General features: G+C 60.9%; 22 protein-coding genes and 1 pseudogene. 12 read left to right on the top strand and 11 right to left on the bottom strand.

The features are described from left to right. Positions 1-32 precede the first annotated feature (32 nt). The 5 genes from ATY75_RS24915 to ATY75_RS24895 all read right to left on the bottom strand — a co-directional run bounded on the left by ATY75_RS24915 (position 33) and on the right by ATY75_RS24895 (position 6,734). Positions 33-1,184, bottom strand: a complete 1,152-nt coding sequence (locus ATY75_RS24915) for an iron-containing alcohol dehydrogenase (protein ID WP_088939593.1) — start codon at positions 1,182-1,184, stop codon at positions 33-35. Further along, complete coding sequence (locus tag ATY75_RS24910; RefSeq protein ID WP_088939592.1) at positions 1,181-2,566, bottom strand: aldehyde dehydrogenase family protein; 1,386 nt, start codon at positions 2,564-2,566, stop codon at positions 1,181-1,183. The genes ATY75_RS24915 and ATY75_RS24910 overlap by 4 nt, the downstream gene beginning before the upstream one ends. 205 nt (positions 2,567-2,771) lie before the next feature. Beyond that, positions 2,772-4,136, bottom strand: coding sequence for a glutamine synthetase family protein (locus ATY75_RS24905; protein WP_088939591.1), 1,365 nt, complete (start codon positions 4,134-4,136; stop codon positions 2,772-2,774). Between the two features lie 143 nt (positions 4,137-4,279). Continuing rightward, entirely contained in the window at positions 4,280-5,842 is a 1,563-nt protein-coding gene (locus ATY75_RS24900) for an amino acid permease (RefSeq protein ID WP_088939590.1), read from the bottom strand. Positions 5,843-5,963: 121 nt separating this feature from the next. Further along, entirely contained in the window at positions 5,964-6,734 is a 771-nt protein-coding gene (locus tag ATY75_RS24895) for an N-formylglutamate amidohydrolase (RefSeq protein ID WP_088939589.1), read from the bottom strand. A gap of 177 nt (positions 6,735-6,911) precedes the next feature. Between ATY75_RS24895 and ATY75_RS24890 the strand changes: the two genes are divergently transcribed. From ATY75_RS24890 to ATY75_RS24870, 5 genes are all read left to right on the top strand, one after another. Beyond that, on the top strand, positions 6,912-7,784 hold the full coding sequence (locus ATY75_RS24890; protein WP_003593299.1) for a MurR/RpiR family transcriptional regulator: 873 nt from the start codon (positions 6,912-6,914) through the stop codon (positions 7,782-7,784). Positions 7,785-7,974: 190 nt separating this feature from the next. Next, entirely contained in the window at positions 7,975-9,078 is a 1,104-nt protein-coding gene (locus tag ATY75_RS24885; RefSeq protein ID WP_049733683.1) for an ABC transporter substrate-binding protein, read from the top strand. Positions 9,079-9,150: 72 nt separating this feature from the next. Then, complete coding sequence (locus ATY75_RS24880; protein ID WP_088939588.1) at positions 9,151-10,044, top strand: ABC transporter permease subunit; 894 nt, start codon at positions 9,151-9,153, stop codon at positions 10,042-10,044. Beyond that, entirely contained in the window at positions 10,041-10,829 is a 789-nt protein-coding gene (locus ATY75_RS24875; RefSeq protein ID WP_003593296.1) for an ABC transporter permease, read from the top strand. The genes ATY75_RS24880 and ATY75_RS24875 overlap by 4 nt, the downstream gene beginning before the upstream one ends. Before the next feature lie 12 nt (positions 10,830-10,841). Beyond that, positions 10,842-11,903 (top strand): ABC transporter ATP-binding protein, encoded by a 1,062-nt coding sequence (locus tag ATY75_RS24870; RefSeq protein WP_088939587.1) that lies wholly within the window; start codon positions 10,842-10,844, stop codon positions 11,901-11,903. A gap of 133 nt (positions 11,904-12,036) precedes the next feature. Here ATY75_RS24870 and ATY75_RS24865 read toward each other — a convergent pair whose 3' ends face one another. Continuing rightward, complete coding sequence (locus ATY75_RS24865; protein WP_088939586.1) at positions 12,037-13,065, bottom strand: proline racemase family protein; 1,029 nt, start codon at positions 13,063-13,065, stop codon at positions 12,037-12,039. 240 nt (positions 13,066-13,305) lie between these two features. On the opposite strand from ATY75_RS24865, the pseudogene ATY75_RS24860 reads away from it, so the two are divergent. Together ATY75_RS24860 and ATY75_RS24855 are read left to right on the top strand one after the other, a co-directional pair. Then, positions 13,306-13,629, top strand: a pseudogene (locus tag ATY75_RS24860) (TOBE domain-containing protein); the annotation flags it as partial. Positions 13,630-13,818: 189 nt separating this feature from the next. Continuing rightward, positions 13,819-14,124, top strand: a complete 306-nt coding sequence (locus tag ATY75_RS24855) for an NIPSNAP family protein (RefSeq protein WP_012758329.1) — start codon at positions 13,819-13,821, stop codon at positions 14,122-14,124. Between the two features lie 156 nt (positions 14,125-14,280). On the opposite strand, the gene ATY75_RS24850 is transcribed toward ATY75_RS24855, so the two are convergent. The 5 genes from ATY75_RS24850 to ATY75_RS24830 all read right to left on the bottom strand — a co-directional run bounded on the left by ATY75_RS24850 (position 14,281) and on the right by ATY75_RS24830 (position 19,625). Continuing rightward, positions 14,281-15,282: an ABC transporter ATP-binding protein gene (locus ATY75_RS24850; RefSeq protein WP_088939584.1), complete on the bottom strand. Its 1,002-nt coding sequence runs from the start codon at positions 15,280-15,282 to the stop codon at positions 14,281-14,283. Between the two features lie 10 nt (positions 15,283-15,292). Next, positions 15,293-16,354 (bottom strand): Gfo/Idh/MocA family oxidoreductase, encoded by a 1,062-nt coding sequence (locus ATY75_RS24845; RefSeq protein WP_088939583.1) that lies wholly within the window; start codon positions 16,352-16,354, stop codon positions 15,293-15,295. Further along, positions 16,351-17,190: a carbohydrate ABC transporter permease gene (locus ATY75_RS24840; protein WP_064839783.1), complete on the bottom strand. Its 840-nt coding sequence runs from the start codon at positions 17,188-17,190 to the stop codon at positions 16,351-16,353. Before ATY75_RS24840 ends, ATY75_RS24845 begins: the two co-directional genes overlap by 4 nt. 9 nt (positions 17,191-17,199) lie before the next feature. Further along, positions 17,200-18,147, bottom strand: coding sequence for a sugar ABC transporter permease (locus ATY75_RS24835; RefSeq protein ID WP_088939582.1), 948 nt, complete (start codon positions 18,145-18,147; stop codon positions 17,200-17,202). 218 nt (positions 18,148-18,365) lie between these two features. Then, entirely contained in the window at positions 18,366-19,625 is a 1,260-nt protein-coding gene (locus tag ATY75_RS24830) for an ABC transporter substrate-binding protein (protein ID WP_088939581.1), read from the bottom strand. Between the two features lie 528 nt (positions 19,626-20,153). On the opposite strand from ATY75_RS24830, the gene ATY75_RS24825 reads away from it, so the two are divergent. The 5 genes from ATY75_RS24825 to ATY75_RS24805 all read left to right on the top strand — a co-directional run. After that, entirely contained in the window at positions 20,154-21,038 is an 885-nt protein-coding gene (locus ATY75_RS24825; protein WP_088939580.1) for an N-acetylglucosamine kinase, read from the top strand. Continuing rightward, positions 21,035-21,799, top strand: a complete 765-nt coding sequence (locus tag ATY75_RS24820; protein ID WP_071087758.1) for a GntR family transcriptional regulator — start codon at positions 21,035-21,037, stop codon at positions 21,797-21,799. The genes ATY75_RS24825 and ATY75_RS24820 overlap by 4 nt, the downstream gene beginning before the upstream one ends. A 60-nt stretch (positions 21,800-21,859) precedes the next feature. Further along, positions 21,860-22,114: a type II toxin-antitoxin system prevent-host-death family antitoxin gene (locus tag ATY75_RS24815; protein ID WP_088939797.1), complete on the top strand. Its 255-nt coding sequence runs from the start codon at positions 21,860-21,862 to the stop codon at positions 22,112-22,114. Between the two features lie 6 nt (positions 22,115-22,120). After that, entirely contained in the window at positions 22,121-22,546 is a 426-nt protein-coding gene (locus ATY75_RS24810; protein ID WP_088939579.1) for a hypothetical protein, read from the top strand. Positions 22,547-22,640: 94 nt separating this feature from the next. After that, a partial coding sequence (locus ATY75_RS24805; protein WP_143535339.1) for a transposase occupies positions 22,641-22,843 on the top strand: 203 nt, incomplete at its 3' end.

Raw genomic sequence — 22,843 nt, 5'->3', positions numbered from 1 at the left:
CCGGGCCGGTCTGCAGGTCCGATCTTATGATCTCAGAAGCAATCCCTGAACAAGGCCTTGGTATTTTCGAGCGTCATGGCAACCGGGTTGCCGCCTGCACTCGGATCTTCGATCGCCATGGCCGACAATTCATCGATGCTATCGGGCGCGATTCCCATCGCCGACAGCGTCTCCGGCACGCCGAGGTCGGAGCGGAGCTTCAGCACATAGTCGTAGAAGCCGTCGAAACCGCCCGAAATGCCGAGATAGGCGGCCGCCCGGTCGATCTTCTCCTCAATCACCTTGCGGTTGAAGCGCAGCACCGCCGGCATCACCACCGCATTGGTCATGCCGTGATGGGTGTTGTAGACGGCGCCGATCGGGTGCGACAGCGCATGGATGGCGCCGAGCCCCTTCTGGAACGCGACCGCGCCCATGGCGGCGGCGGCCATCATGTTGGCGCGGGCTTCGAGATCCGTGCCCTCCCGATAGGCGCGCGGCAGGAATTCCTTGACGAGACGCATGCCTTCGAGCGCGATGCCGGCCGACATCGGATGATAGAAGGGCGAGGAATAGGCCTCCAGGCAATGGGCAAACGCGTCCATGCCGGTGCCGGCCGTGATGATCTTCGGCATGCCGACGGTCAGTTCCGGGTCGGAAATGACGACGCCAGGCAGAAACTTCGGATGGAAGATGATCTTCTTCACATGCGTGACGGAATTGGTGATGACGCTGGCACGGCCGACTTCCGAGCCGGTGCCCGCCGTTGTCGGCACGGCGACGATTGGCGCAATGCCCTCGACGCTCGCACGCGTCCACCAATCGCCGATATCCTCGAAGTCCCAGACCGGGCGGGTCTGGCCGGCCATGAAGGCGACGCACTTGCCGAGATCGAGGCCGGAGCCGCCGCCGAAGGCGACGACGCCGTCATGGCCGCCATCCTTGAAGGCCCTGACGCCGGCCTCGAGGTTCTTCTCGTTCGGGTTCGGATCGACATCGGCAAAGATCGCCCGGCCGAGGCCGGCATCTTCGAGAATGTCGAGCGCGTTCTTGGTGATCGCCATCGAGGCAAGGCCGCGGTCGGTGACGAGCAGCGGCTTCTTGATGCCGAGGCTCTTGCAGGCGTCGGCCAGTTCCTTGATCCGGCCCCGGCCGAGCTTGACCGATGTCGGGTAGCTCCAGTTTGCGGTGATGTTGCTGCTCATGCTGTGACTTTCTTCAGGTGGAAGGATTTCGGACGGGTCAGATTCTGGAAGCCGATGATCGACAGCGAGCCGCCGCGGCCGGTCTCCTTGACGCCGGTCCAGCAGAGCGCCGGATCGAGATAATCCGCGCGGTTCATGAAAACGGTGCCGGTTTCGATCTCGCGGCCGAGCCGTGCGGCCCGCTCGACATCTTTGGTCCAGAGCGAGGCCGTCAGCCCGTACTGGCTGTCGTTCATCAAGGCGAGCGCCTCCTCGTCGCTCTTCACCTTCATGATGCCGACTGCCGGACCGAAAGTCTCTTCGCGCATGAAGGCCATGGAATGGTCGACATCGACGAGAACCTGCGGTGCGAGATAAGCGCCGCCATCATCCTCCGGGAAAAGTTTCGGATCGACAAGCGCCTTGGCGCCCTTGGAAACCGCATCGGCGATCTGCTCGCGCACCACCTTGGCGAAGCGCTTGTTCGCCATCGGCCCGAGCGAAGTCTCGGCATCGAGCGGATTGCCGAGCTTGTAGTTCGACACCCAGGCAACCGATTTCTCGACGAAGGCGTCGTAGAGGGATTCGTGCACATAGATGCGTTCGATGCCGCAGCAGCACTGGCCGGAATTGTAGGTCGCGCCATCCATCAGCGTATCGACGGCCGCCTCGAGATCGGCGTCCTCCATGACGTAACCCGGATCCTTGCCGCCGAGTTCGAGGCCGAGGCCGGTAAACGTGCCGGCGGCGGCCCGCTCCATCGAGCGCCCACCTTCGACGGATCCGGTGAAATTGACGAAATTGAAGCTGCCGGCGGCAATCAGCGCTGAGGTCGTCTGATGATCGAGGAAGACGTTCTGGAACACGTCCTCGGGAACGCCCGCCTCGCTGAAGGCCTGCACCAGCCGCTCGCCGACCAGCAGCGTCTGCGAGGCATGTTTCAGCACAACGGTGTTGCCCGCCATCAGCGCCGGCGCGATCGTATTGATCGCCGTCATATAGGGATAGTTCCAAGGCGCGACGACGAAGACCACACCATGCGCTTCACGCTCGATGCGGCGCTCGAAACGGTCGCTTTCCTCGACCACCAGCGGCGCCAGCGCATCGGCCGCGATCGAGGCGACATAGTTGGAGCGCTCGTTGAAACCCTTATATTCGCCGCCATACTTGACCGGCCGGCCCATCTGCCAGGCAAGCTCCGGCACGACGACTTCGGACATCTCGTTCAGCCGTGCCGCGCCCTTCAGCACCAGTTGCACACGCTCTTCGAGCGGCCGTTTCGCCCAGGCCTTCTGCGCCTTGCGGGCACGCAAGACAACGTCCTTGGCGGCGTCGAGCGAAAGCGCCGGACGCTCCGCGTAAACCGATCCGTCAATCGGTGAAATACATTGGATCATTGCCATGATCGATTTCCGTCCTCGTATTGATCAAAAATTTCGTCGAGGGCCATAGCCCCTCATCCACCTGCCGGCACCTTCTCCCCGCTCGCGGGGAGAAGGGGGATGGCCGCGGCCTCTCCGTCCCCCACAGCCTCTCTCAGGGCACGTCCCCTCTCCCCGTTCTTACGGGGAGAGGGTTAGGGTGAGGGGCAGCAACCCGCAATCCGTACTATGCTCTTTCGAAACCGCGCGCCACTTCCCAATCGGTGATGCGGCGGTCGTATTCTTCCTGCTCCCATTCGGCAGCGCGGGTGTAATGGTCGATCACGTCGTCGCCGAAGGCCTTGCGCAGCATTGCCGATTCCGTCATCGCGGTCGTGGCGGCGCGCAGCGTGCGCGGAATTTCGCGGATATCCTTGCCGCCATAGGCATCGCCGACGAAGGGGGCTTCGAGTTCGAGTTTGTTCTCGATCCCATCGATGCCGGCGGCAAGCAGCGCGGCAAAGGCGAGATAGGGATTGAGATCGGAGCCGCCGACGCGGCATTCGATGCGGATGCCCTTGGTCTCTTCGCCGCAGAGGCGGTAGCCGGCCGTGCGGTTGTCCTTGCTCCAGATCGCCTTGGTCGGCGCAAAGGTGCCGGCCATGAAGCGCTTATAGGAGTTGATGTAGGGCGCCAGGAAATAGGTGATCTCGCTCGCATGGGCGAGAAGCCCGGCGATGTAATTGTGCATCAGCGGCGACATGCCGTATTTGCCGGTATGATCGAAGAACAGCGGCTTTTCCTCCAGGCTCCAGAGCGACTGATGGATATGCGAGGAACTGCCGGCGGCGTTGTAGTTCCATTTAGCCAGGAAGGTGATGGCCTTGCCCTTCGACCAGGCGATCTCCTTGCAGCCGTTCTTGATGATCGCGTGCCGGTCGGCCATGGCGAGCGCATCGGCATAACGCACGTTGATTTCTTCCTGGCCGGCGGAGGCCTCGCCCTTGGAGTTCTCGACCGGGATGCCGGCGCCTTGCAGGCCGGTGCGGATCGCCCGCATCACCTCTTCCTCCTTGGTGGTCTGGAAGATGTGGTAATCCTCGTTATAGGCGCTGGTGAGCTTGAGGTTGCGGTAGCCGGCGGCATGCGCCGTCTCGTAGCTCTGGTCGAACAGGAAGAATTCCAGCTCTGAGGCCATATAGGCCTTCATGCCCATGTCTTCGAGGCGCTTGACCTGCTTCTTCAGGATCGCTCGCGGCGAATGGGCGACCTCTTCATGGGTGTGATGGTCGAGCAGGTCGCAGAGCACCAGCGCCGTGCCGTCGAGCCAGGGAATGCGGCGCAGCGTCGCGAGATCCGGCTTCATCGTATAGTCGCCGTAGCCCTTTTCCCAACTCGTCGCCTTGTAGCCGGAGACGGTCTCCATCTCCATGTCGGTGGCGATCAGATAGTTGCAGCTATGCGTTTCCTTCCAGGCGCTCTCGATGAAATATTCCGCCTGGAAACGCTTTCCCATCAGCCGGCCCTGCATGTCCACCTGGCACGCCAGAACCGTATCGATGCGCCCTTCGGCAACATCCTTCCTGAGATCGTCGATTGTGTAGCTGCTCATGATTGATCCGCCTAAAATTGGAATTGAGAGATCGGGGCAACGAAATCGCATGCGCTCGGCCGATGGTGGCCCGATGCCTTTTCGTTGAACCGGTGATGGGGCCGCAGGAGCGGCCCCGCCATTTGAGAGGGAAGTCTCGATGCTTAGTGTTCGCCGCTTTCGCCGACAGCTGCTTCGGCTGCCGCGATTTCGGCCTGGCGCTTTGCCACTTCGGCGCCGATCGGCGGGCCCTTGAAGCGCCGGCTTTCGAAGCCGAACCAGACGATCGCCGTCAGCAAGAGGAAGCCAACGGTAACGTAAAGCGCAGCACCGTTCGGCGGCTGGATGCCGAGAATGAAGATCAGAACCATGGCGATGACGGTCAGCACGGCAAAGAGCTTGAAGACGCCTTCGCCGAGATTCCACGGCCCCATCTTGTCCCACTTCGACGTGCCCCAGGCGAAGAGGCCGAGCGTGATCGGGATCGCGAAGGAGAAGAACAGGAAGATGACGGTGCACGACACGACGATCGTATAGACCGGCGTGTCGCCGACTTTCATGAAGTCGAGTGAGGTGAACCAGACGAACAGCACCGACAGGATCGAGCCGGTCCAGATCGCAGCCACCGGCGTGCGGTACTGCGGGCTGACCTTCGACAGCGCCTTCGATGCCGGCAGGCCGCCGTCACGCGAGAAGGCGAAGATCATGCGCGAGACCGAGGTGACGGTGGCAAGGCCGCACAGCCACTGGCTGACCAGGATGGCCAGATAGAGGATGTCCTTGACGATCGGGTTGACTTGGCTGTCCATCGCCCAGAAGAACACGTTCCAGCCCTGTTTTGCGGCATCGTCCATGTTCGGCAGCATGAGCACGAAGGCGCACAGCATGATATAGCCGAACAGCGCCGACCACAGCACCGAGGCGACCATGCCGCGCGGCACCGACTCGGCAGCCTTGACCGTCTCTTCCGACGTATGCGCCGAGGCGTCATAGCCGGTGATGGTGTAGATCGGCAGCAGCAGGCCGAGAAGGAAGACCCAGGCACCGGAGGTGGAAGGCCAGACGTTGCCGCCGACTTCGCCGGAATAGTTGGCGAAGGTGAAGAGACGGCCGAACTCATAGGAGGGTGCCGCCGCCAGGCAGACCAGCGCCAGCGCAATCGAGCTCGCGAAGATCAGATAACCCGAAAAGTCGGTCAGCTTCGCCGTCAAACCGATGCCCATGTGGTTCACGAGCGCCTGCGCGCCGGTGATGACGACGAGGAAGATGATGCGCACCGTCGTCGTGTCCGTCAGCCCCAGATAGGTCGTTCCGAAGGAGCCCATGAAGAAATAATAGGTACCGACGTTGATGGCGCCGAGCACGGTGACGAGACCGAGCAGGTTGAACCAGGCGGTCAGCCAGCCGGTGAAGCGGTTGCCGAGGATCGAGCCCCAGTGATAAAGGCCGCCGGCCGTCGGATAGGCCGAGCTGATCTGCGCCATGGCGATGGCGAAGACCAACGAGATGAAGCATCCCACAGGCCAGCCGATGCCGATGGCGGCTCCGCCGGCACCGGAGGTCGCCTGCGCCAGCGAGTTGATGCCGCCGGAGAGAATGCAGATGATGGAAAATGAGACGGCGAAATTCGAGAACGAGCTCATGCGTCGTTCGAGTTCCTGGGCATAACCCATGGAATGCAGGATGTGCACATCCTGCTTCTTGTCCAGATCGGTATAGTCCGACATGACTTCCCCCTGTTCACGACCGGCCGCGGGATTGCGGGCCTGGTTCAGTGCCAATTGCCCGCGGCATTTGCGCCGTGCGGACGTTCGCAGTTAGACTGCTCCCTCGGGTCTTCTTTTTTTATCAGGCGTCCAGACTTTGCTGGAGCAGCCCCTTTAGATAGTCGGCCATGACCCCTTGGCCGACATCGTCTGTGATGAGGTCGTTGCGGACCTCGATCATTACATTGCGCAGGCCGTTCGAAAGTCCGTGCAGGATCAGCGTATGGGTCACGCCGTCCTCGGGCCCGTAAGGCTGGTTGCGTTCCGTCCTGTAGAGCGGCGCCTCGGTCGCAGCCTCCAGCATGCGGTCGGCGAGCCGGCTGTCCTCATCGTGCAATATACCGAGTTCGACGGCGCGTTCGCGGCCGTGATAGACCGGCGTGAAACTGTGGATCGTTACGATGATGCTGTCCTGCCCCCTCACCCGGCGGTCCCGGATCAGCCCGCGAATGGCGTCGTGAAAGGGCACGTAGAGCGCGTCGGTGCGCGCCAGGCGTTCTTCGGCGGTCAGATCCGCGTTGCCGGGAATGGCGTAGATCTCGCTTTTCTCAGGCATGGCGCCGGGTGAACTCGGCGGCCTGTTACAGTCGTAGATCAACCGGGAGAAGCGCTGGTAGACGAGCGTCGCATCGAGCCCTTCCGATATGCCGCGAGCGACCGAAAGCGCCCCCGGATCCCAGGCAATGTGGCTCGAAAGCGCTTCGCTGGGCAGGCCAAGATCGCCGAAACGAGCAGGCAGCACATTCGAAGCGTGCTCGCAGACGATCAACACTGGGCTCCGGCCGCCGACGCGTTCGATCCCGACGCAATCGCCGTCCGTTTCGCTGAGGATTTTCGGCCCGGCCAGCACCAATGGCGCCACTCCTATCCCTTAATAAAATCTTTCCAAGAAAAGAATTCTTCAGGTTTCGGCCAGTGTCAAGCGTCGACTGAAAATTTCTTTTCATGACAGTGGTTGACATGGATTATGACAGCGTTGTTAACTTTGAGTGGGAAAGTGGGGCCAGACCATCCCGGGGAGCATAGTTAGGTGACAGTTGCGTCTAAGACGGTTTCGGACGTCATACACTCGCATTTCGGGGTGCTGACGCGCGCCGAAAAGCAACTGGCCGAAAGCCTTCTCGACAATTATCCGGTTTCCGGGCTCGGCAGCATCACCACGATCGCCGAGAATGCCGGTGTTTCGACGCCGACCGTCGTGCGCATGGTGCAGAAGCTAGGCTTCAAAGGCTATCCGGATTTTCAGGCCCATCTGCATCTGGAGGTGGAGGCGACGATCTCCAACCCGATCGCCAAGCACGACCGCTGGGCCCAGAATGCGCCTGGCACCCATATCCTCAACCGTTTCGCCGATGCCATTATGAGCAATTTGCGCCAGACGCTGACCGATCTCGACACCGCCACTTTCGACAGCGTCGCCTCGCTGCTGTCGGACCGCAAGCGCGGACTCTATTTCGTGGGCGGCCGCATCACCGGCGCGCTTGCCGAGTATTTCTTCACCCACATGCAGGTGATTCGACCGGCGACGACACTGCTGTCGTCGAACTCCAGCAGCTGGCCGCAATATGCCCTCAACATGAATGCCGGCGATATCCTGATCATCTTCGACATCCGCCGCTACGAGCAGGAGATGGTGAGCCTTGCCACTGCCGCCCGCAAACGCGGCGCAGAAATCGTCGTCTTCACCGACCAGTGGAGCTCGCCCGCCGCCAAGCTCGCCCGGCATGCCTTCCGCGTTCGGATCGAGGCGCCATCAGCTTGGGATTCCTCCGTCGTCACCCTCTTCATCGTCGAAGCGCTTATCGAGGCCGTTCAAAATTCCACCTGGGACGAGACCAAGGAGCGCATGAAGACGCTTGAGGGCTTGTTCGAGCAGACCAAGCTTTTCCGCAAACCGGGTTAGGAGGGACACGACCAACAGAGGGAAAAAAAGGACGGATTTTCGCGGAAACAGGCAGTGCCGTCGCAAATAAAACACGTGTCGCAAACGCCTGCTATTCATAGCAAAGTTAACGTCATCCAGCCGTCACACAAGCTTCATGTAAGCTGATTAACAGCATCGCCAGACACTGAAAACCCGAAGGAGAACAACAGTGATCTCTAACATTTCTCGACTTCTGTCGCTCTCTACTGCGATGATCGTGGCTTCGACCGCGATTGCCGCCGCCGAGCCGAGCGCTGAACTTATCGCCGCCGCCAAGAAGGAAGGCACGCTGACGACGATCGCTCTTCCGCACGACTGGTGCGGCTATGGCGACGTCATTGCCGGCTTCAAGGCCAAGTATGGTCTCGAGGTCAACGAACTGAACCCGGATGCGGGTTCGGGCGATGAAGTCGAAGCCATCAAGGCGAACAAGGGCAATACCGGCCCGCAGGCGCCTGACGTCATCGACGTCGGCCTCTCCTTCGGTCCGTCTGCCAAGAAGGACGGCCTGATTCAGCCTTATAAGGTTTCCACTTGGGACTCGATCCCGGATACCGCCAAGGATCCCGAAGGCTACTGGTATGGCGACTATTACGGCGTTCTGTCGTTCCTGGTGAACAAGGATCTCGTCAAGGAATCGCCGGTCGACTGGGCCGACCTGAAGAAGAGCGACTACGCAAACACCGTTGCTCTGGCAGGCGATCCGCGCACCGCCAACCAGGCTGTTCAGGGCGTGTATGCCGCTGGTCTTTCCGCATCCGGCGGTGACGCGGCCAAGGCAGGCGAAGAAGGCCTGAAGTTCTTTGCCGAACTGAACAAGGCCGGCAATTTCGTACCTGTCGTCGGCAAGGCTGCTCCGTTCGCACAGGGCTCGACGCCGATCATCGTCGCTTGGGACTACAACGCCCTGTCCTGGGGCCAGAGCCTCAAGGGCAACCCTCCGTTCGAGGTTGTCGTTCCGAAAACGGGCGTCGTTGCCGGTGTCTACGTTCAGGCGATTTCCGCCTTCGCTCCGCATCCGAACGCTGCCAAGCTCTGGATGGAATACCTTTATTCCGACGAAGGTCAGCTCGGCTGGCTGAAGGGCTATTGCCACCCGATCCGCTTCAACGATCTTGCCAAGAACAACAAGATCCCGAAGGACCTGCTCGACAAGCTGCCCCCGGCAGCAGCCTATGAAAAGGCTGTCTTCCCGACGCTCGAAGAGCAGGCCGCCGGCAAGGAAGCCATCACCAAGAATTGGGATTCGGTCGTCGGCGCCAGCGTCAAGTAATCTCTAATCCTGCCTCCCCGCCGCATAGGCGGGGAGGTTCTCTCACTCCGACGCCCCAGGATAAGCTTTTCCATGAGCACGGTTTCAACGCCTATGGTGAGCAGCGCCCCCTTGATCAACAGAGATCGCGTGATCGACTGGCTGGGCATTGCACCCTTCATTATCTTTTCCCTGCTGTTCCTGATCATCCCCACGCTTTATCTTGTGGCGGGCGCATTCCTGACCCCCGAGGGCCACCTCACGCTGAAGAATATCGGCGATCTCTTTACCCCCTCGATCATCAGCGCCTACTGGATCAGTATCCGTGTCTCGGTGGCGTCGGCTCTCGGCGGTGCGTTGATCGGCTTCTTCCTCGCCTGGGCCGTCGTGCTCGGCGGCCTGCCCGCCTCCGTCCGCTCGACGCTTCTGACCTTCTCCGGCGTCGCCTCCAATTTCGCCGGCGTCCCGCTCGCCTTTGCTTTCCTGGCAACGCTCGGCCGCACAGGCCTTGTAACGATCTTCCTGCGCGAATGGTTCGGGTTCAATCTGTACGGCACGGGCTTCAACCTGCTGTCCTTCCTCGGCCTCACCATCACCTACATGTATTTCCAGATCCCGCTGATGGTGCTGATCCTGACGCCTGCGCTCGACGGCATGAAGAAGGAATGGCGCGAAGCCTCGCAGATCCTCGGCGCCACAAACCGCCAGTACTGGACGATGGTCGCGCTGCCGATCCTCTGGCCGAGCCTGCTTGGCACGACGCTGCTGCTTTTCGCCAACGCCTTCGGCGCCATTGCCACCGCCTTCGCGCTGACCGGCAGCTCGCTGAATATTGTGCCGATCCTGCTCTATGCGCAGATCCGCGGCGACGTCCTGCACAATGCCAATCTCGGTTACGCCATCGCGCTCGGAATGATCGTGATCACCGGCGTCTCCAATGTCCTGTACCTCATGCTGCGCATGCGCGCCGAACGGTGGCAGAAATGAAGGCGCAACGTCTCGGAGCCTGGATCGCCATTATTCTGGGCGCGTCCTATTTCATCATTCCGCTAATCGGCACCATTGAATTTTCGCTGCGCATGCGCCGCGGTGAATACAGCCTCGATGCCTATCAGTCGGTCTTCTCGGACGCCCAGTTCCGCGAGACCTTCGGCTATTCCATGATGATGGCCCTTTTGACCATTGTCTTCGGCATGCTGCTCGTCGTGCCGACGGCCTACTGGGTGCGGCTGCGGCTGCCGCAGATGCGCCCGGTCGTCGAATTCATCACGCTGCTGCCGCTGGTCATCCCGGCAATCGTCATCGTCTTCGGTTATCTCAGGATGTACAATTCGTCGTCCTATCTGCCGCTGACGGGTTCGACGACCGGTACCAATATCCTGCTGGTGTTTTCCTACATCACCCTGTCGCTGCCTTATATGTACCGCGCCGTCGATACCGCCATGCGCGCCATCGACGTCCGGACCCTCACGGAAGCGGCAGAGAGCCTCGGCGCGCGCTGGACGACGATCATGTTCAGGTGCATTTTCCCGAACGTCATGAGCGGCGTGCTGTCAGGCGCCTTCATTACGCTGGCGATCGTCATGGGCGAATTCACCTTCGCCGCCCTTCTGAACCGCCCGGCCTTCGGCCCTTACCTGCAGCTTGTCGGCGCCAACAAGGCTTATGAGCCTTCGGCACTCGCCGTCATCGCCTTCTCGATCACCTGGCTCAGCATGGGCCTGCTCAACCTCGTTTCCCGCTTCGGCAAAGCCCGCCCGGCAAAGGCTTAAGGTAACTGGCTCATGTCCTTTCTCACACTGAACAACATTCAGAAATCCTTCGGCCCGGTTCAGGTCGTCAAAAATTTCAATATGAATATCGAAAAGGGAGAGTTCGTCTCCTTCCTCGGACCGTCGGGCTGCGGCAAGACCACCGTTCTGCGCATGATCGCCGGCTTCGAAACCCCGACCGGCGGCACGTTGACCATCAATGGCAAGGACCAGAGCGCGCTGAAGCCAAACCAGCGCAACATCGGCATGGTCTTCCAGGCCTATGCGCTGTTTCCAAATATGACGGTGCACGACAACGTCGCCTTCGGCCTCAAGGTCGCCGGCGCCCCAAAGCCCGAGATCGACGCCCGCGTCAAGGAAATGCTCGGCCTGATCAAGCTCGATCACCTGGCCGACCGCTTCCCCTACCAATTGTCGGGTGGCCAGCAGCAGCGTGTAGCACTTGCCCGTGCGCTCGCCGTCAAGCCGCAGGTGCTGCTGCTCGACGAGCCGCTCTCCGCACTCGACGCCAAGATCCGCGTGTCGCTGCGCGAGGAAATCCGCGCGATCCAGCAGCAGCTCGGCATCACCACGGTTTTCGTCACCCATGACCAGGAAGAGGCGTTGTCGATCTCCGACCGTATCGTCGTGATGAATGCCGGCAAGGCCGACCAGATCGGTTCGCCCTTCGAGATCTACAATACGCCGGCAACGCGCTTTGTCGCCTCCTTCGTCGGCACGCTGAACCTCATCGAAGCCAAGGTCGTCGATCCCGACGCCAACCGCATCCAGATCGGCGATCAGGCCATCACGCTGAAGCAATCGGTCGCAGCCCACAAGGCCGGCGAGACAATCTCGCTGGCGCTGCGCCCTGAAGCAGGCTCGCTCTCCGACAGCGTCAGAAGCGATACCGCGCTCACCGGTCAGGTCGTCTCGGCCCACTTCCTGGGGTCGGTCATCCGCACCCGCATGAATGTCGGCGGCAATGTCATTTCTTTCGACATGTTCAACAGCCCAGGCACCACGCCGCCGCAGGCCGGCGAAACGGTGACCCTGCGTTTCATGGCGGCCGATCTGCTGGTCATCCGGGACTGAGTTTGACAAACCACTCATGAAAAAGGCGCCGCAAAAAGCGGCGCCTTTTTTATTGTTCGGACGAAACCGTATCGCGATCGTTCGGATCAATTGCCGCGCTTTTCTGCACCGCGCGCTTCCGAAGGCCGAAAGGTCAGAGGTCCATCGGCCAGGTGTCAGAGAGGCGATAGCCGGCCTGGAACGGATCGGCCGGATCGACCATGAGCTGCTTCGTGCCGATGACCCATGCACGACCCGAGATGATCGGGATGATGCCAGACTTGCCGTTGATGTCGACTTCGCTATCGATGCTGCAGTGGAACTCCGTGTCCAGCAGCGAGGTGCCTACGAATTTTTCGCCTGCCTTCATCCGACCCTTGGCGTGAAGCACGGCCATGCGAGCCGAACATCCCGTGCCGCAGGGAGAACGGTCTATTTTGCCCGGACGGATGGCGACCGCATTCTTGCCCCAGAACACGCCACCCCTCTTTTCGACCGGATCGGTGATCTGGCAGAAGGAGATGTGGCCCCAGTCATTGCCCGGGTGCTTGAAGCCGAGCTGCTCATTGGCGGCTTCGGTGATCTTGACGCCCATTCGGGCGATATCGCGGGCGTGGTCCGATCGAAGGCTGAGCCCTATGGATGCCGCATCGACGATGACGAAGCTGTCCCCGCCATAGGCCGTGTCGACCGTGACCGTGCCGATACCTTCGACTTCAATTCTGGCATCGAGCATATCGGCAAAGGACGGGACGTTGCGGACGCGGATGCGTTCGGCCTTGCCGTTGCGGCACTCGGCCTCTACCTCGATCAGGCCACCCGGCGGCTCGAGGATCATGCGGGTGATGGGTTCCTGCATCGGAATGATGCCCGTATCGAGCAGCACTGTTGACACGCACATGGAGTTTGAACCCGACATCGGAGGCGTGTCGGCCGGCTCCATGATGATCCAGCCCATCTGCGCCTTGGGGTTCTTCGGCGGGACGAGCAGGTTGACGTGGCGGAACACGCCACCGCGAGGTTCGTTCAATACGAAGTTTCTCAGCGTCTCATCCTCGGCAATCCACCGCGACTGCTCCCACACCGTTTCGCCGGGAGGCGACGCAACGCCGCCAACGATGACGTCACCCACCTCACCTTCCGCATGGCAGCTGACGATATGCACGATCTTGGATGTACGCATTTGATGTTCCCCGCACCTGTTCTTCGAAGCTGGAGCAGTCCGACAAAACCGTACAGCAATCTTGCGGCCGAAATTGCAGGAAAGCAAAAGCTGTGGAGGTCACACTCTTCAGTTTGGAATAACGTATACGATCTACGATAACAGAGTCAAGTGAGAGCCGCCTCAGGGCGACGGCAGAACGCGAGCAGAAAGGAGATTGTGCTGTGGTAAGCAGCGACGACGATATTCCGGCGGCGCCAGCCCGACGCCAACCGCATCCAGATCGGCGATCAGGCCATCACGCTGAAGCAATCGGTCGCAGCCCACAAGGCCGGCGAGACAATCTCGCTGGCGCTGCGCCCTGAAGCAGGCTCGCTCTCCGACAGCGTCAGAAGCGATACCGCGCTCACCGGTCAGGTCGTCTCGGCCCACTCCCTGGGGTCGGTCATCCGCACCCGCATGAATATCGGCGGCAACGTCATTTCCTTCGACATGTTCAACAGCCCCGGCACCACGCCGCCGCAGGCCGGCGAAACGGTGACGCCCCGCTTCATGGCGGCCGATCTGCTGGTCATCCGCGACTGAGGCTTGCGACATCGCGTATGAAAAAGGCGCCGCGAAACGGCGCCTTTTTCATTTCACGCCTGCCGACTTATCAGCAATCGTGATGCAGCCATCACGACAAAGCACTTGAACTCTTTCAACTCAGTGCCAGAAGGAGCAAGCCAATGGGCCGGGCACGCCCGCCCGGCGTTTACGCGATGGGATATATCAATGATTACCTGCCACCTGCGTTATGTAATCGATCCGTACAAGCTTGCCGAATTCGAGGAATATGCCCGGCTCTGGATTCCGATCGTCAACAGGATGGGCGGCACCCATCACGGTTATTTCCTACCATCCGAAGGCGCCAACAACATTGCAGTCGCCTTGTTTTCCTTCCCGAGCCTTGCTGCCTACGAGGACTATCGCACCCGCATGGCAAGCGATCCGGAATGTCAGGCCGCTTTCGAACTCGACAAACGCAACCGCAGTATCGTCAGTTATGAACGGAGCTTCATGCGGCCCGTGCTCGGCTGATCGAATTCGTGCACTCCGATATGCATGTCGCCCGGAAGTGTGCAGCGGTTCCGGGACAACGACATGCATCAAAACAAAGAGTTAAAGCGCGTCAACTAGATTTGACGCGACGCGCTTGAAAAGCCCCGCACGCGGGGCTTTTTTGTTCTTTCATGCTCAGCGGATCGCCCGGTCGTCGGCATCGAAGCGATGCACGCGCGCCTGATCCGGCGTCGCATAAACGATCTCGTCCGGTTCATACTGGTGTTCGCCGAACAGGCGGGCCGTCAGCAAGCCACATTGCTCGGATTCCAGATAGATGATCGTGTCGGCGCCGAGATGCTCGACATGCACGACCTTCGCTGCCCAGCTCCCCTGATCGCGCGATAGCGTCACATGTTCGGGACGCACGCCGATCGTCTTGGCGCTGTGATCGCCGACCTTTTCGGCTGCGATGAAATTCATCTGCGGCGAGCCGATGAAGCCGGCAACGAAGACGTTCGCCGGACGATTGTAGAGTTCCATCGGCGAGCCGATCTGCTCGATCGCGCCGGCATTCAGCACCACGATCTTGTCGGCAAGCGTCATCGCCTCGACCTGGTCATGGGTGACGTAGATCATCGTCGCCTTCAGGCTGCGGTGTAGCCGGGCGATTTCAAGGCGGGTCTGAACACGCAGCGCAGCGTCGAGGTTCGACAGCGGCTCGTCGAACAGGAAGAGTTCCGGTTCGCGCACGATGGCGCGGCCGATCGCAACGCGCTGGCGCTGACCGCCGGATAATTCGGCCGGCCGCCGCGCCAGATAGGGGGCGACCGACAGCATGCCCGATGCCTTGCCGACTCGGCTGTCGATCTCACCCTTCGGCGTACCCGCCTGCTTGAGGCCGAGGCCCATATTGTCCTTGACCGTCAAGTGCGGATAGAGCGCATAAGACTGGAACACCATGGCGATGCCGCGCTTGGCCGGCGGCGTCAGCGTCTCGTCGCGGCCGTTGATGACGACGGCGCCCGAGGTGACGTCCTCGAGGCCCGCAATACTGCGCAACAGCGTCGATTTTCCGCAGCCCGAGGGGCCGACGAAGATGACGAATTCGCCGTCCTCGACCTCGAGGTCGATGCCCTTAAGCACCTCATGCGTGCCATAGGTCTTGCGGATGGATTTGAGTTGAAGCGATCCCACTGATTTTTCCTTACAATCTGACCGGCTGGCCGGTGCGCACGCTCTCGTCGGCGGCAAGGCAGATGCGCAGCGACGCGACCGCATCCGCCATATGGCGATCGAGGTTCAGATCCTCGCGGATCGCCCTCAGCACGAAGGCCTGTTCCAGGTCGCAGAGCGCCTGGTGACCAGGCTCGCCCGTCATCCTCATATCCCGGTCGGGCCGGATGAACTTGCCGTCCGGGCCGGTTTCGGCCGTATGCAGACGGATCACCGACGTCTTGGTATGCGTGTCGATGTCGTCGGACTTGGCGTTCGGATCCATGACGATCGACACCGCCCCCTTCGGCGACATCACATCCTTGACGAAGAAGGCGGTCTCCGAAATCATCGGTCCCCAGCCGGCCTCGTACCAGCCGACCGAACCGTCCTCGAAGAGCACTTGCAGCTGGCCGTAATTATACATGTCGGCGGCGATCTCGTCGGACAGCCGCAGCCCCATGCCGCGCACCTCGACGGCTCTCGCATCGGTGATCTGGCACATGACGTCGACATAATGCACGCCGCAATCGACGATCGGTGAGGTGGTTCGCATCAGCGACTTGTGCGTCGCCCAGGTCGGACCGCTGGACTGCTGGTTGAGGTTCATGCGGAAGACGTAAGGCGGGCCGAGTTTGCGCGCCTCCTCGATCAGTCTCGTCCAGGATGGGTGATGGCGCAGGATATAACCGATCACCAGCTTGCGCCCCGCCTTCTTCGCCGCGGCGACCACACGCTCGGCGTCGGCAACGGTCGTCGCCAGCGGCTTCTCCACGAAGACATTGCAGCCGGCCTCGAGGGCAGCGACGGCATAATCGGCGTGGCTGTCGGAATAGGTGTTGATCGAGCAGAGGTCCGGCTTCAGCTCGGCAAGCGCCGTCGTGAAGTCGGGATGGATCGTATAGGTCTGCAGCTCGGGCTCCAGCTTCGGCGTCGAGCGGTTGACGAGACCGACGATCTCGAAGCCTGGATTGTTGTGATAGGCAAGCGCATGGCTGCGACCCATATTGCCGAGGCCGGCAACAAGGACTCGGATCGGTTTGTCCTGGTTCATTTGACGGCTCCCGACGTGATGCCGCGGATCAACTGCCGCGAGAAGATGACGTAGAGGATGAGGATCGGCAGGATCGCCAGCGACAGCGCCGCCAGCACCGCATTCCAGTTGGTGACGAATTGGCCGATGAAGATCTGCGAGCCGAGCGTTACCGTCTTGGTGGCCTCGGAGGGCGCCAGGATCAGCGGGAACCAGAGATCGTTCCAGATCGGGATCATGGTGAAGACGGCGACCGTCGCCATGGCGGGGCGCACCAGCGGCAGCACCAGGCGGAAGAAGATCGCGTATTCGGACAGCCCGTCGATACGCCCGGCATTCTTGAGATCGTCCGAAACCGTGCGCATGAATTCCGACAGGATGAAAATCGCCAGCGGTATGCCCTGCGCGGTATAGACGAGGACCAGCGCCGTCAGCGTGTTGACGAGACCGGCCGCCACCATGCCCTGCAGGATCGCCACCGTGCCGAGACGGATCGGGATCATGATGCCGATCGCCATATAGAGCCCGAGCAGCGTATTGCCGCGGAAGCGGTATTCTGAAAGCGCGAAGGCCGCCATCGCTCCGAAAAGCAGCACCAGCAGGATCGAGACGATCGTGACGATGAAGCTGTTCTGGAAATAGGTGGCGAAATCGCCCTGCCCCAGCACCGTCTGGTAGCCGACGAGGCTGAAGGTCGACGGCGTCGGCACCATCAGCGGCTCGCGGAAGATCGAGGCGCGATCCTTGAATGAGTTGACCACGGTCAGGAAAACAGGAAACAGCGCGACCAGCGTATAGGCGCCGAGCGCCAGATGCACGAGGCCGGTGCGGATGGGAGATGTGCGTGCCTTGGACATGCGCGCTCCTCAGAACTGGTAGCGACGCATGCGCCGCTGGATGACGAAGAGATAGAGCGAGACGCCGGCGAGGATGATGAGGAACATCACCGTGGCGACCGTCGCGCCCATCGAGCGGTCGCCGAGCTGAAGCTGGAAACCGAAGAAGGTGCGGTAGAGCAGCGTGCCGAGAATATCAGTCGACATATCAGGTCCGGCGAGCGCCCCCTGCACCGTATAGATCAGGTCGAAGGCATTGAAATTGCCGACGAAGGTCAGGATCGAAATGATGCCTATCGCCGGCAGGATGAGCGGCAGCTTGATCTTCCAGAACTGCGCCCAGCCGGTGATGCCGTCGCATTCGGCCGCCTCGATCACCTCTTCGGGAATGCTGAGCAGCGCGGCATAGATCAGCATCATCGGAATGCCGATATATTGCCAGTTGGAGATCAGCGACACCGCGATCAGCGCCGAGCCGGGCTTGCCGAGCCAGGGCGCGAACAGGAATTTCAACCCGATGAGATCGAGCATCCAGGGCGCAACACCCCAGATCGGCGAAAGGATCAGTTTCCAGATGAAGCCGACGATGACGAAAGAGAGCAGCGTCGGCAGGAAAATCGCGGTGCGGTAAAAGGCGACGCCGCGCAGCTTCGGCACCGAAAGCATGGCGGCGAGCGCAATACCGATCGGGTTTTGCACACACATATGGATGACGAAGAAGATCAGGTTGTTGACGAGCGCGTTCCAGAAATCATGCGCCCAGCGCGGATCGCCGAACAGCACCTTGAAATTCGCAAAGCCGACGAAGGCCGGCTGACCGTCGACGATATTGTAAAGCGAAAGCCTGAGCGTTTCGATGAGCGGCAGCACCATGACGGCGGAATAGACGATCACGGCGGGCAGCATGAAGACGAAGATGTGCCAGCGCACCGGGCGCTTGATCGGGACGATATCGATCGCGTTGTCGGTTTGGCTCATGGCTTTTGCCTGTTCTTGTCGACTGGCCGCAATCCTGCGGGCGCAGATGGAAGATGGTGCGCCTCACCCGAACTCTCTGCCGACGGGAGAGAGAGGCAATGCCCTGCTGGGATGCTGAATCGGGCTGAGAGGTCGCTGCGAGTCTCCTTCTCCCCGCGCGCGGGGAGAAGGTGGCCGGCAGGCCGGATGAGGGGCCGCGAACGCCGCCCCTCGCCATATCACTTGGCCGGCTTGTACCAGCTGTCGAGGCCCTTCTGGAGCTTTTCGGCAGCGACCTTCGGCGTATCGGTGCCGTTGATCACGTTGGCCGACTCGACCCAGGTCTCGTTTTCAAGGTTCGGCGTGCCGCGCGACAGGATCTGATAGGTCGAGCGCACCGTCGACTTGTACGGGCCGCGCCAGGAAACGAATTCCTGAGCGAGCGGATCGGACATCTTGACCGGGTTGGAGTTCAGGCTGAAGAAGCCCGGCAGCGCGTTGGCGTAGATATCGGCGAACTCGGGCGAAGCGACCCAGCTGAGGAACTTCTTGGCTTCCTCGGCATGCGTGCTCTTCGCGTTCAGGGCAACGCCGATATCGGGATGGTCGGAGATGTAGCCGGTGTCACCGGCCTTCGGAACCGGCGGCGGGAATGCGCCCATCTTGAACTGGGCTTGCGTGTTAAACAGCGCGATTTCCCAGGAACCGGCCGGATAGATCGCAGCGCGGCCAAGCGTGAAGAGGTTCTGGCTGTCCGAGTAGGTCTGGGCTTCGAAGCCGTCCGCGAGATAGGGCTTCCACTTGGCAAGCTCTTCGTAGGGCTTGACCCAGTCGGCGTCCGTCAGCTTCTGCTTGCCGGCGATAAGCGCTTCGCGGCCCTCTTCACCCTTCCAGTAGTTCGGGCCGATGTTCTGGTAGCCCATGGTCGCGGCTTCCCAGAGGTCCTTCGTGCCCATGGCGAGCGGAATATAGGTGCCGTCGGCCTTGATCTTGTCGAGCGCTGCGTAGAACTCGTCCTGCGTCTTCGGCACCGAGATGCCGAGCTTGTCGAAGGCATCCTTGTTGTAGATGAAGCCGTGGATGACCGAAGCCATCGGGACGCAGAAGGTCGACTTGCCGTCGTCGGTCGTCCAGGCGGCCTTGGCGACCGGTGAGAAGTTCTCCATACCAGGCAGGCTGGTGATGTCGACCAACTGCTTCTTGTTGAAGAGTTCGAGCGAAGCGTCGAACGGACGGCAGGTGATGATGTCGCCTGCGGAACCGGCATCGAGCTTGGCATTCAGCGAGGCGTTGTATTCGGTCGGCGCGGTCGGCGAGAAGACGATCTTGATGCCGGGGTTCTTCGCTTCGAAGGCCGGGATGATCTTCTCCTGCCAGATCTGCAGGTCGTCGTTACGCCAGCTTTCGACAGTCAGCGTGACGTCGGCGGCATGGACGAGACCGGCCGAAGTCAGCAGGCTGGAGGCAAGCAGAAAGCTTTTCAGAGCAGTGTTTTTCATTTCCCTCTCCTGTGTTTTAAGCGCCGGAAGGCGCTGTTTTCGATCTGAAACAAGCGTTGGCGTGCCTGAGGAAACACCCAATGCCCCTTGGAGGACCGCCAGCACCTGCCGGCCCCGAAAGCTCGATGACCGTGAAGGCGGATCGCGTGCGGCCGGACTGCGCCCTACCGATGACCTGCATCGGGCGAGCAAAATTCATGGGGAAAAGCCGATGGATGCTGAACTTCGCCCCAGCCTGACGGGCCGGCGGGCCGTTTCTCGATCATCCTCGAAGCGGTTCCGGCTTGGTTTGACCTGCCGGTTTTCGTGGGCTTCGATGCGCTGTTCCCTTTTGCCGAATTAAGTCCAAAAAAATACCAATTGTCCAGCCGATTTTAACTTTTCAGCGATCAAAAATTCATTTAAAAATTTTATCTAATAAAATCAATATGATAAAAAGATCGATTTTCTCCATCGTTTCCACTTGGTAAATGGTATTTTTTTGGTATGGTAATAAAAACCATGGGGAACGGCGTAATCGGAGGCCCGATGACAGAGCTTGCAATCGGCATAGACGGCGGCGGAACGAGCTGCCGAGCAGCGGTCGCAGATAGAAACGGCAACATCATCGGCCGCGGCAAATCAGGCCCCGCCAACATCCTGTCCAATCTGGAAAATTCTCTTCTCAATATCGTCGAATCTGCCCGCCGGGCGTTGCACGATGCCGGGCTTGCCGCGGAAACTATCTCGTCCGTTGCATCGGTCGTCGGCGTCGCCGGCGCCAATGTCACGGATTACGGCCAGCGAATCGAAAAGGCCCTGCCCTTTGCCGAAGGCCGCGTCGTCACCGATGCGCTGATTGCGCTGCAGGGCGCACTCGGCGATGCCGACGGCATCGTCGGCGCCTTCGGCACTGGCTCGGTCTATAATGCCCGCAGGAACAGTCGGCTGAACGGCATCGGCGGCTGGGGCTTTATCGTCGGCGACCAGGCAAGCGGCGCCCGCCTCGGCCGCGATCTGATGGAGCGATCGCTGCTCGCCCATGACGGCGTATGCCCGGCTTCACCCATCACCGACGCGATCCTGGCCGAATACGGCAAGGATCCTGAACGCATTGTCGAATTTGCCCATTCGGCAAGACCGACGGATTTTGCACGCTACGCGCCCGTCGTCTTCGAACATGCGGCCAGGGGCGATGCCATCGCGGCCGGCATCGTCAGGGATGCGGCAACAGCGATCGGCGAAAGCCTTGACGCGCTGCTCTGGCCGGAATGCCCATCGATCTGCCTGCTCGGCGGGCTTGCGGAAGCCTATGAGCCGTGGCTTTCCGAACGCTACAGGTCACGGCTCGTCAGGCCGAAGGGCGATGCCCTGCAGGGTGCGGTGGAACTTGCGGTGAAACTCCTCAACGACCGGCAGAGAGGTGCGGCATGACCGACGACCTCGCCACTCTCCTTTCCCTGCAGCGCCTGCAGGCGGCCGGCACCGGTCCGCTCTACGTCAAGCTGCGCCGCACGCTCGAGGAAGCCGTGCGCACCGGCACGCTCGGTCATGGCGATGCGCTGCCGCCGGAGCGCGACATCGCCGAATTCGCCGCCGTCAGCCGTGTCACCGTGCGTAAGGCGATCGACGAGCTCGTTGCCGACGGCCTCTTGGTGCGCCGCCACGGTTCGGGCACCTTCGTCGCCAAGCCGGTCTCCAAGGTCGAGCAGCGCCTGTCGCAACTCACCTCCTTCACCGAGGATATGGCGCGCCGCGGCATGTCTTCCCGCTCCGAATGGCTGCACAAGGGCGTCCATACCCCCTCGCCCGACGAGATGATGATCCTTGGTCTCGGCACCGACGTGAAGGTTTCGCGGCTTTCGCGCCTGCGCATCGCCGACGATCAGCCACTGGCGATCGAGAATGCCAGCGTTTCCGGCGAATTCCTGCCCGATCCCTCAGTCGTCACCAATTCACTTTACGCCGAACTCGAACGCCTCCAGGTCCGCCCGGTGCGCGCCGTGCAACGCATCTCGGCGACCAATATGAAGGAAGCCGACGCCCAGCTTCTCGGCGTCTCCGTCGGCGCCGCCGGCCTGTCGATCGAGCGCATCTCCTATCTCGGCTCCGGCCGCGCCGTGGAATTCACCCGCTCGCTCTATCGCGGCGATGCCTATGACTTCGTCGCGGAGCTGACGATCGGCGTAACGTAGCGGCCTTGAATTTATCCGAATTATACGTATAAGTCGGATATCGTAGTTTGGATGGCGACCATGACGCAGACAACGTCTCTAGAATTTCAGCGCAAATTCGGAGAATTTCAACATCAGGCGCAACGCGAGCCCGTCGAGATCACGCGCCATGGCCGCCGTGAATTCGTGCTGATGTCGGCCGCGCATTATGATTGGCTGAAGGGCGCCGCGCAACGGACGCACAGGACCGCTGATGCCTCGTCCGTCGTCATCGATGCGGTCGAAAGAGCGGAGATGGATACGGCCCACACCTCTCTCGATGACTTGCTGAAATAACCCGTCATGGCGTCAATTCCCGAGCCGAAACCCGGCCTCGTCGTGCGCTATGATTACCTGTGGTCGCGCGAAGCATTGGCGGGTCGCGACCAAGGCAAAGACAGGCCCGCCTGCCTCGTCGCGGCCAGCGACAGCTTCGCGAAGCCCCGCTACGTCGTTCTACTCCCGATCACGCACAAGCCGCCATCCGGCGAAATCGTGGGAATAGAGATCCCGCCGAAGGTGAAGCAGGCGATCGGTCTGGACGACGCCCCGAGTTGGGTCATCGTCTCCGAACACAATATCGATGAATGGCCGAATGGCGGCCTTTTCGCCGGTGCCGGGAAGCGAGGATTCGCCTACGGCTTCATTCCGCCCGGACTTTTCGCGTCGATCAAGGCGAAGTTTCTTGATCTCGCCAAAGCCAGGAAGAGCGATCCCGTTCACCGCTGATGCATGTCACGCCAAAGCGGTGGAGAGACCATGACCTGCCACTGCGAATTTCCTCCAGAATTGATTAGAGTCCGGCCCATCAAAGGACGGACGAATGAAGAAGCAGAGATTTACCGAAGAGCAGATTATTGCGGTACTGAAGGAGCAGGAGGCTGGTGCGAAGGCAGCCAACCTCTGCCGTAAGCACGGGATTTCGGAAGCGACGTTTTACAACTGGAAAGCCAAATACGGTGGTATGGAAGTGTCCGAGGCCAAGCGGCTGAAGGCGCTTGAGGACGAGAACGCCAGGCTGAAAAA

This window comes from Rhizobium sp. N122 (assembly GCF_002211295.1).
GTDB lineage: Bacteria > Pseudomonadota > Alphaproteobacteria > Rhizobiales > Rhizobiaceae > Rhizobium.
Note: the sequence above shows the minus strand (reverse complement) of the source record. Positions and strands in the feature narration are given on the sequence as shown.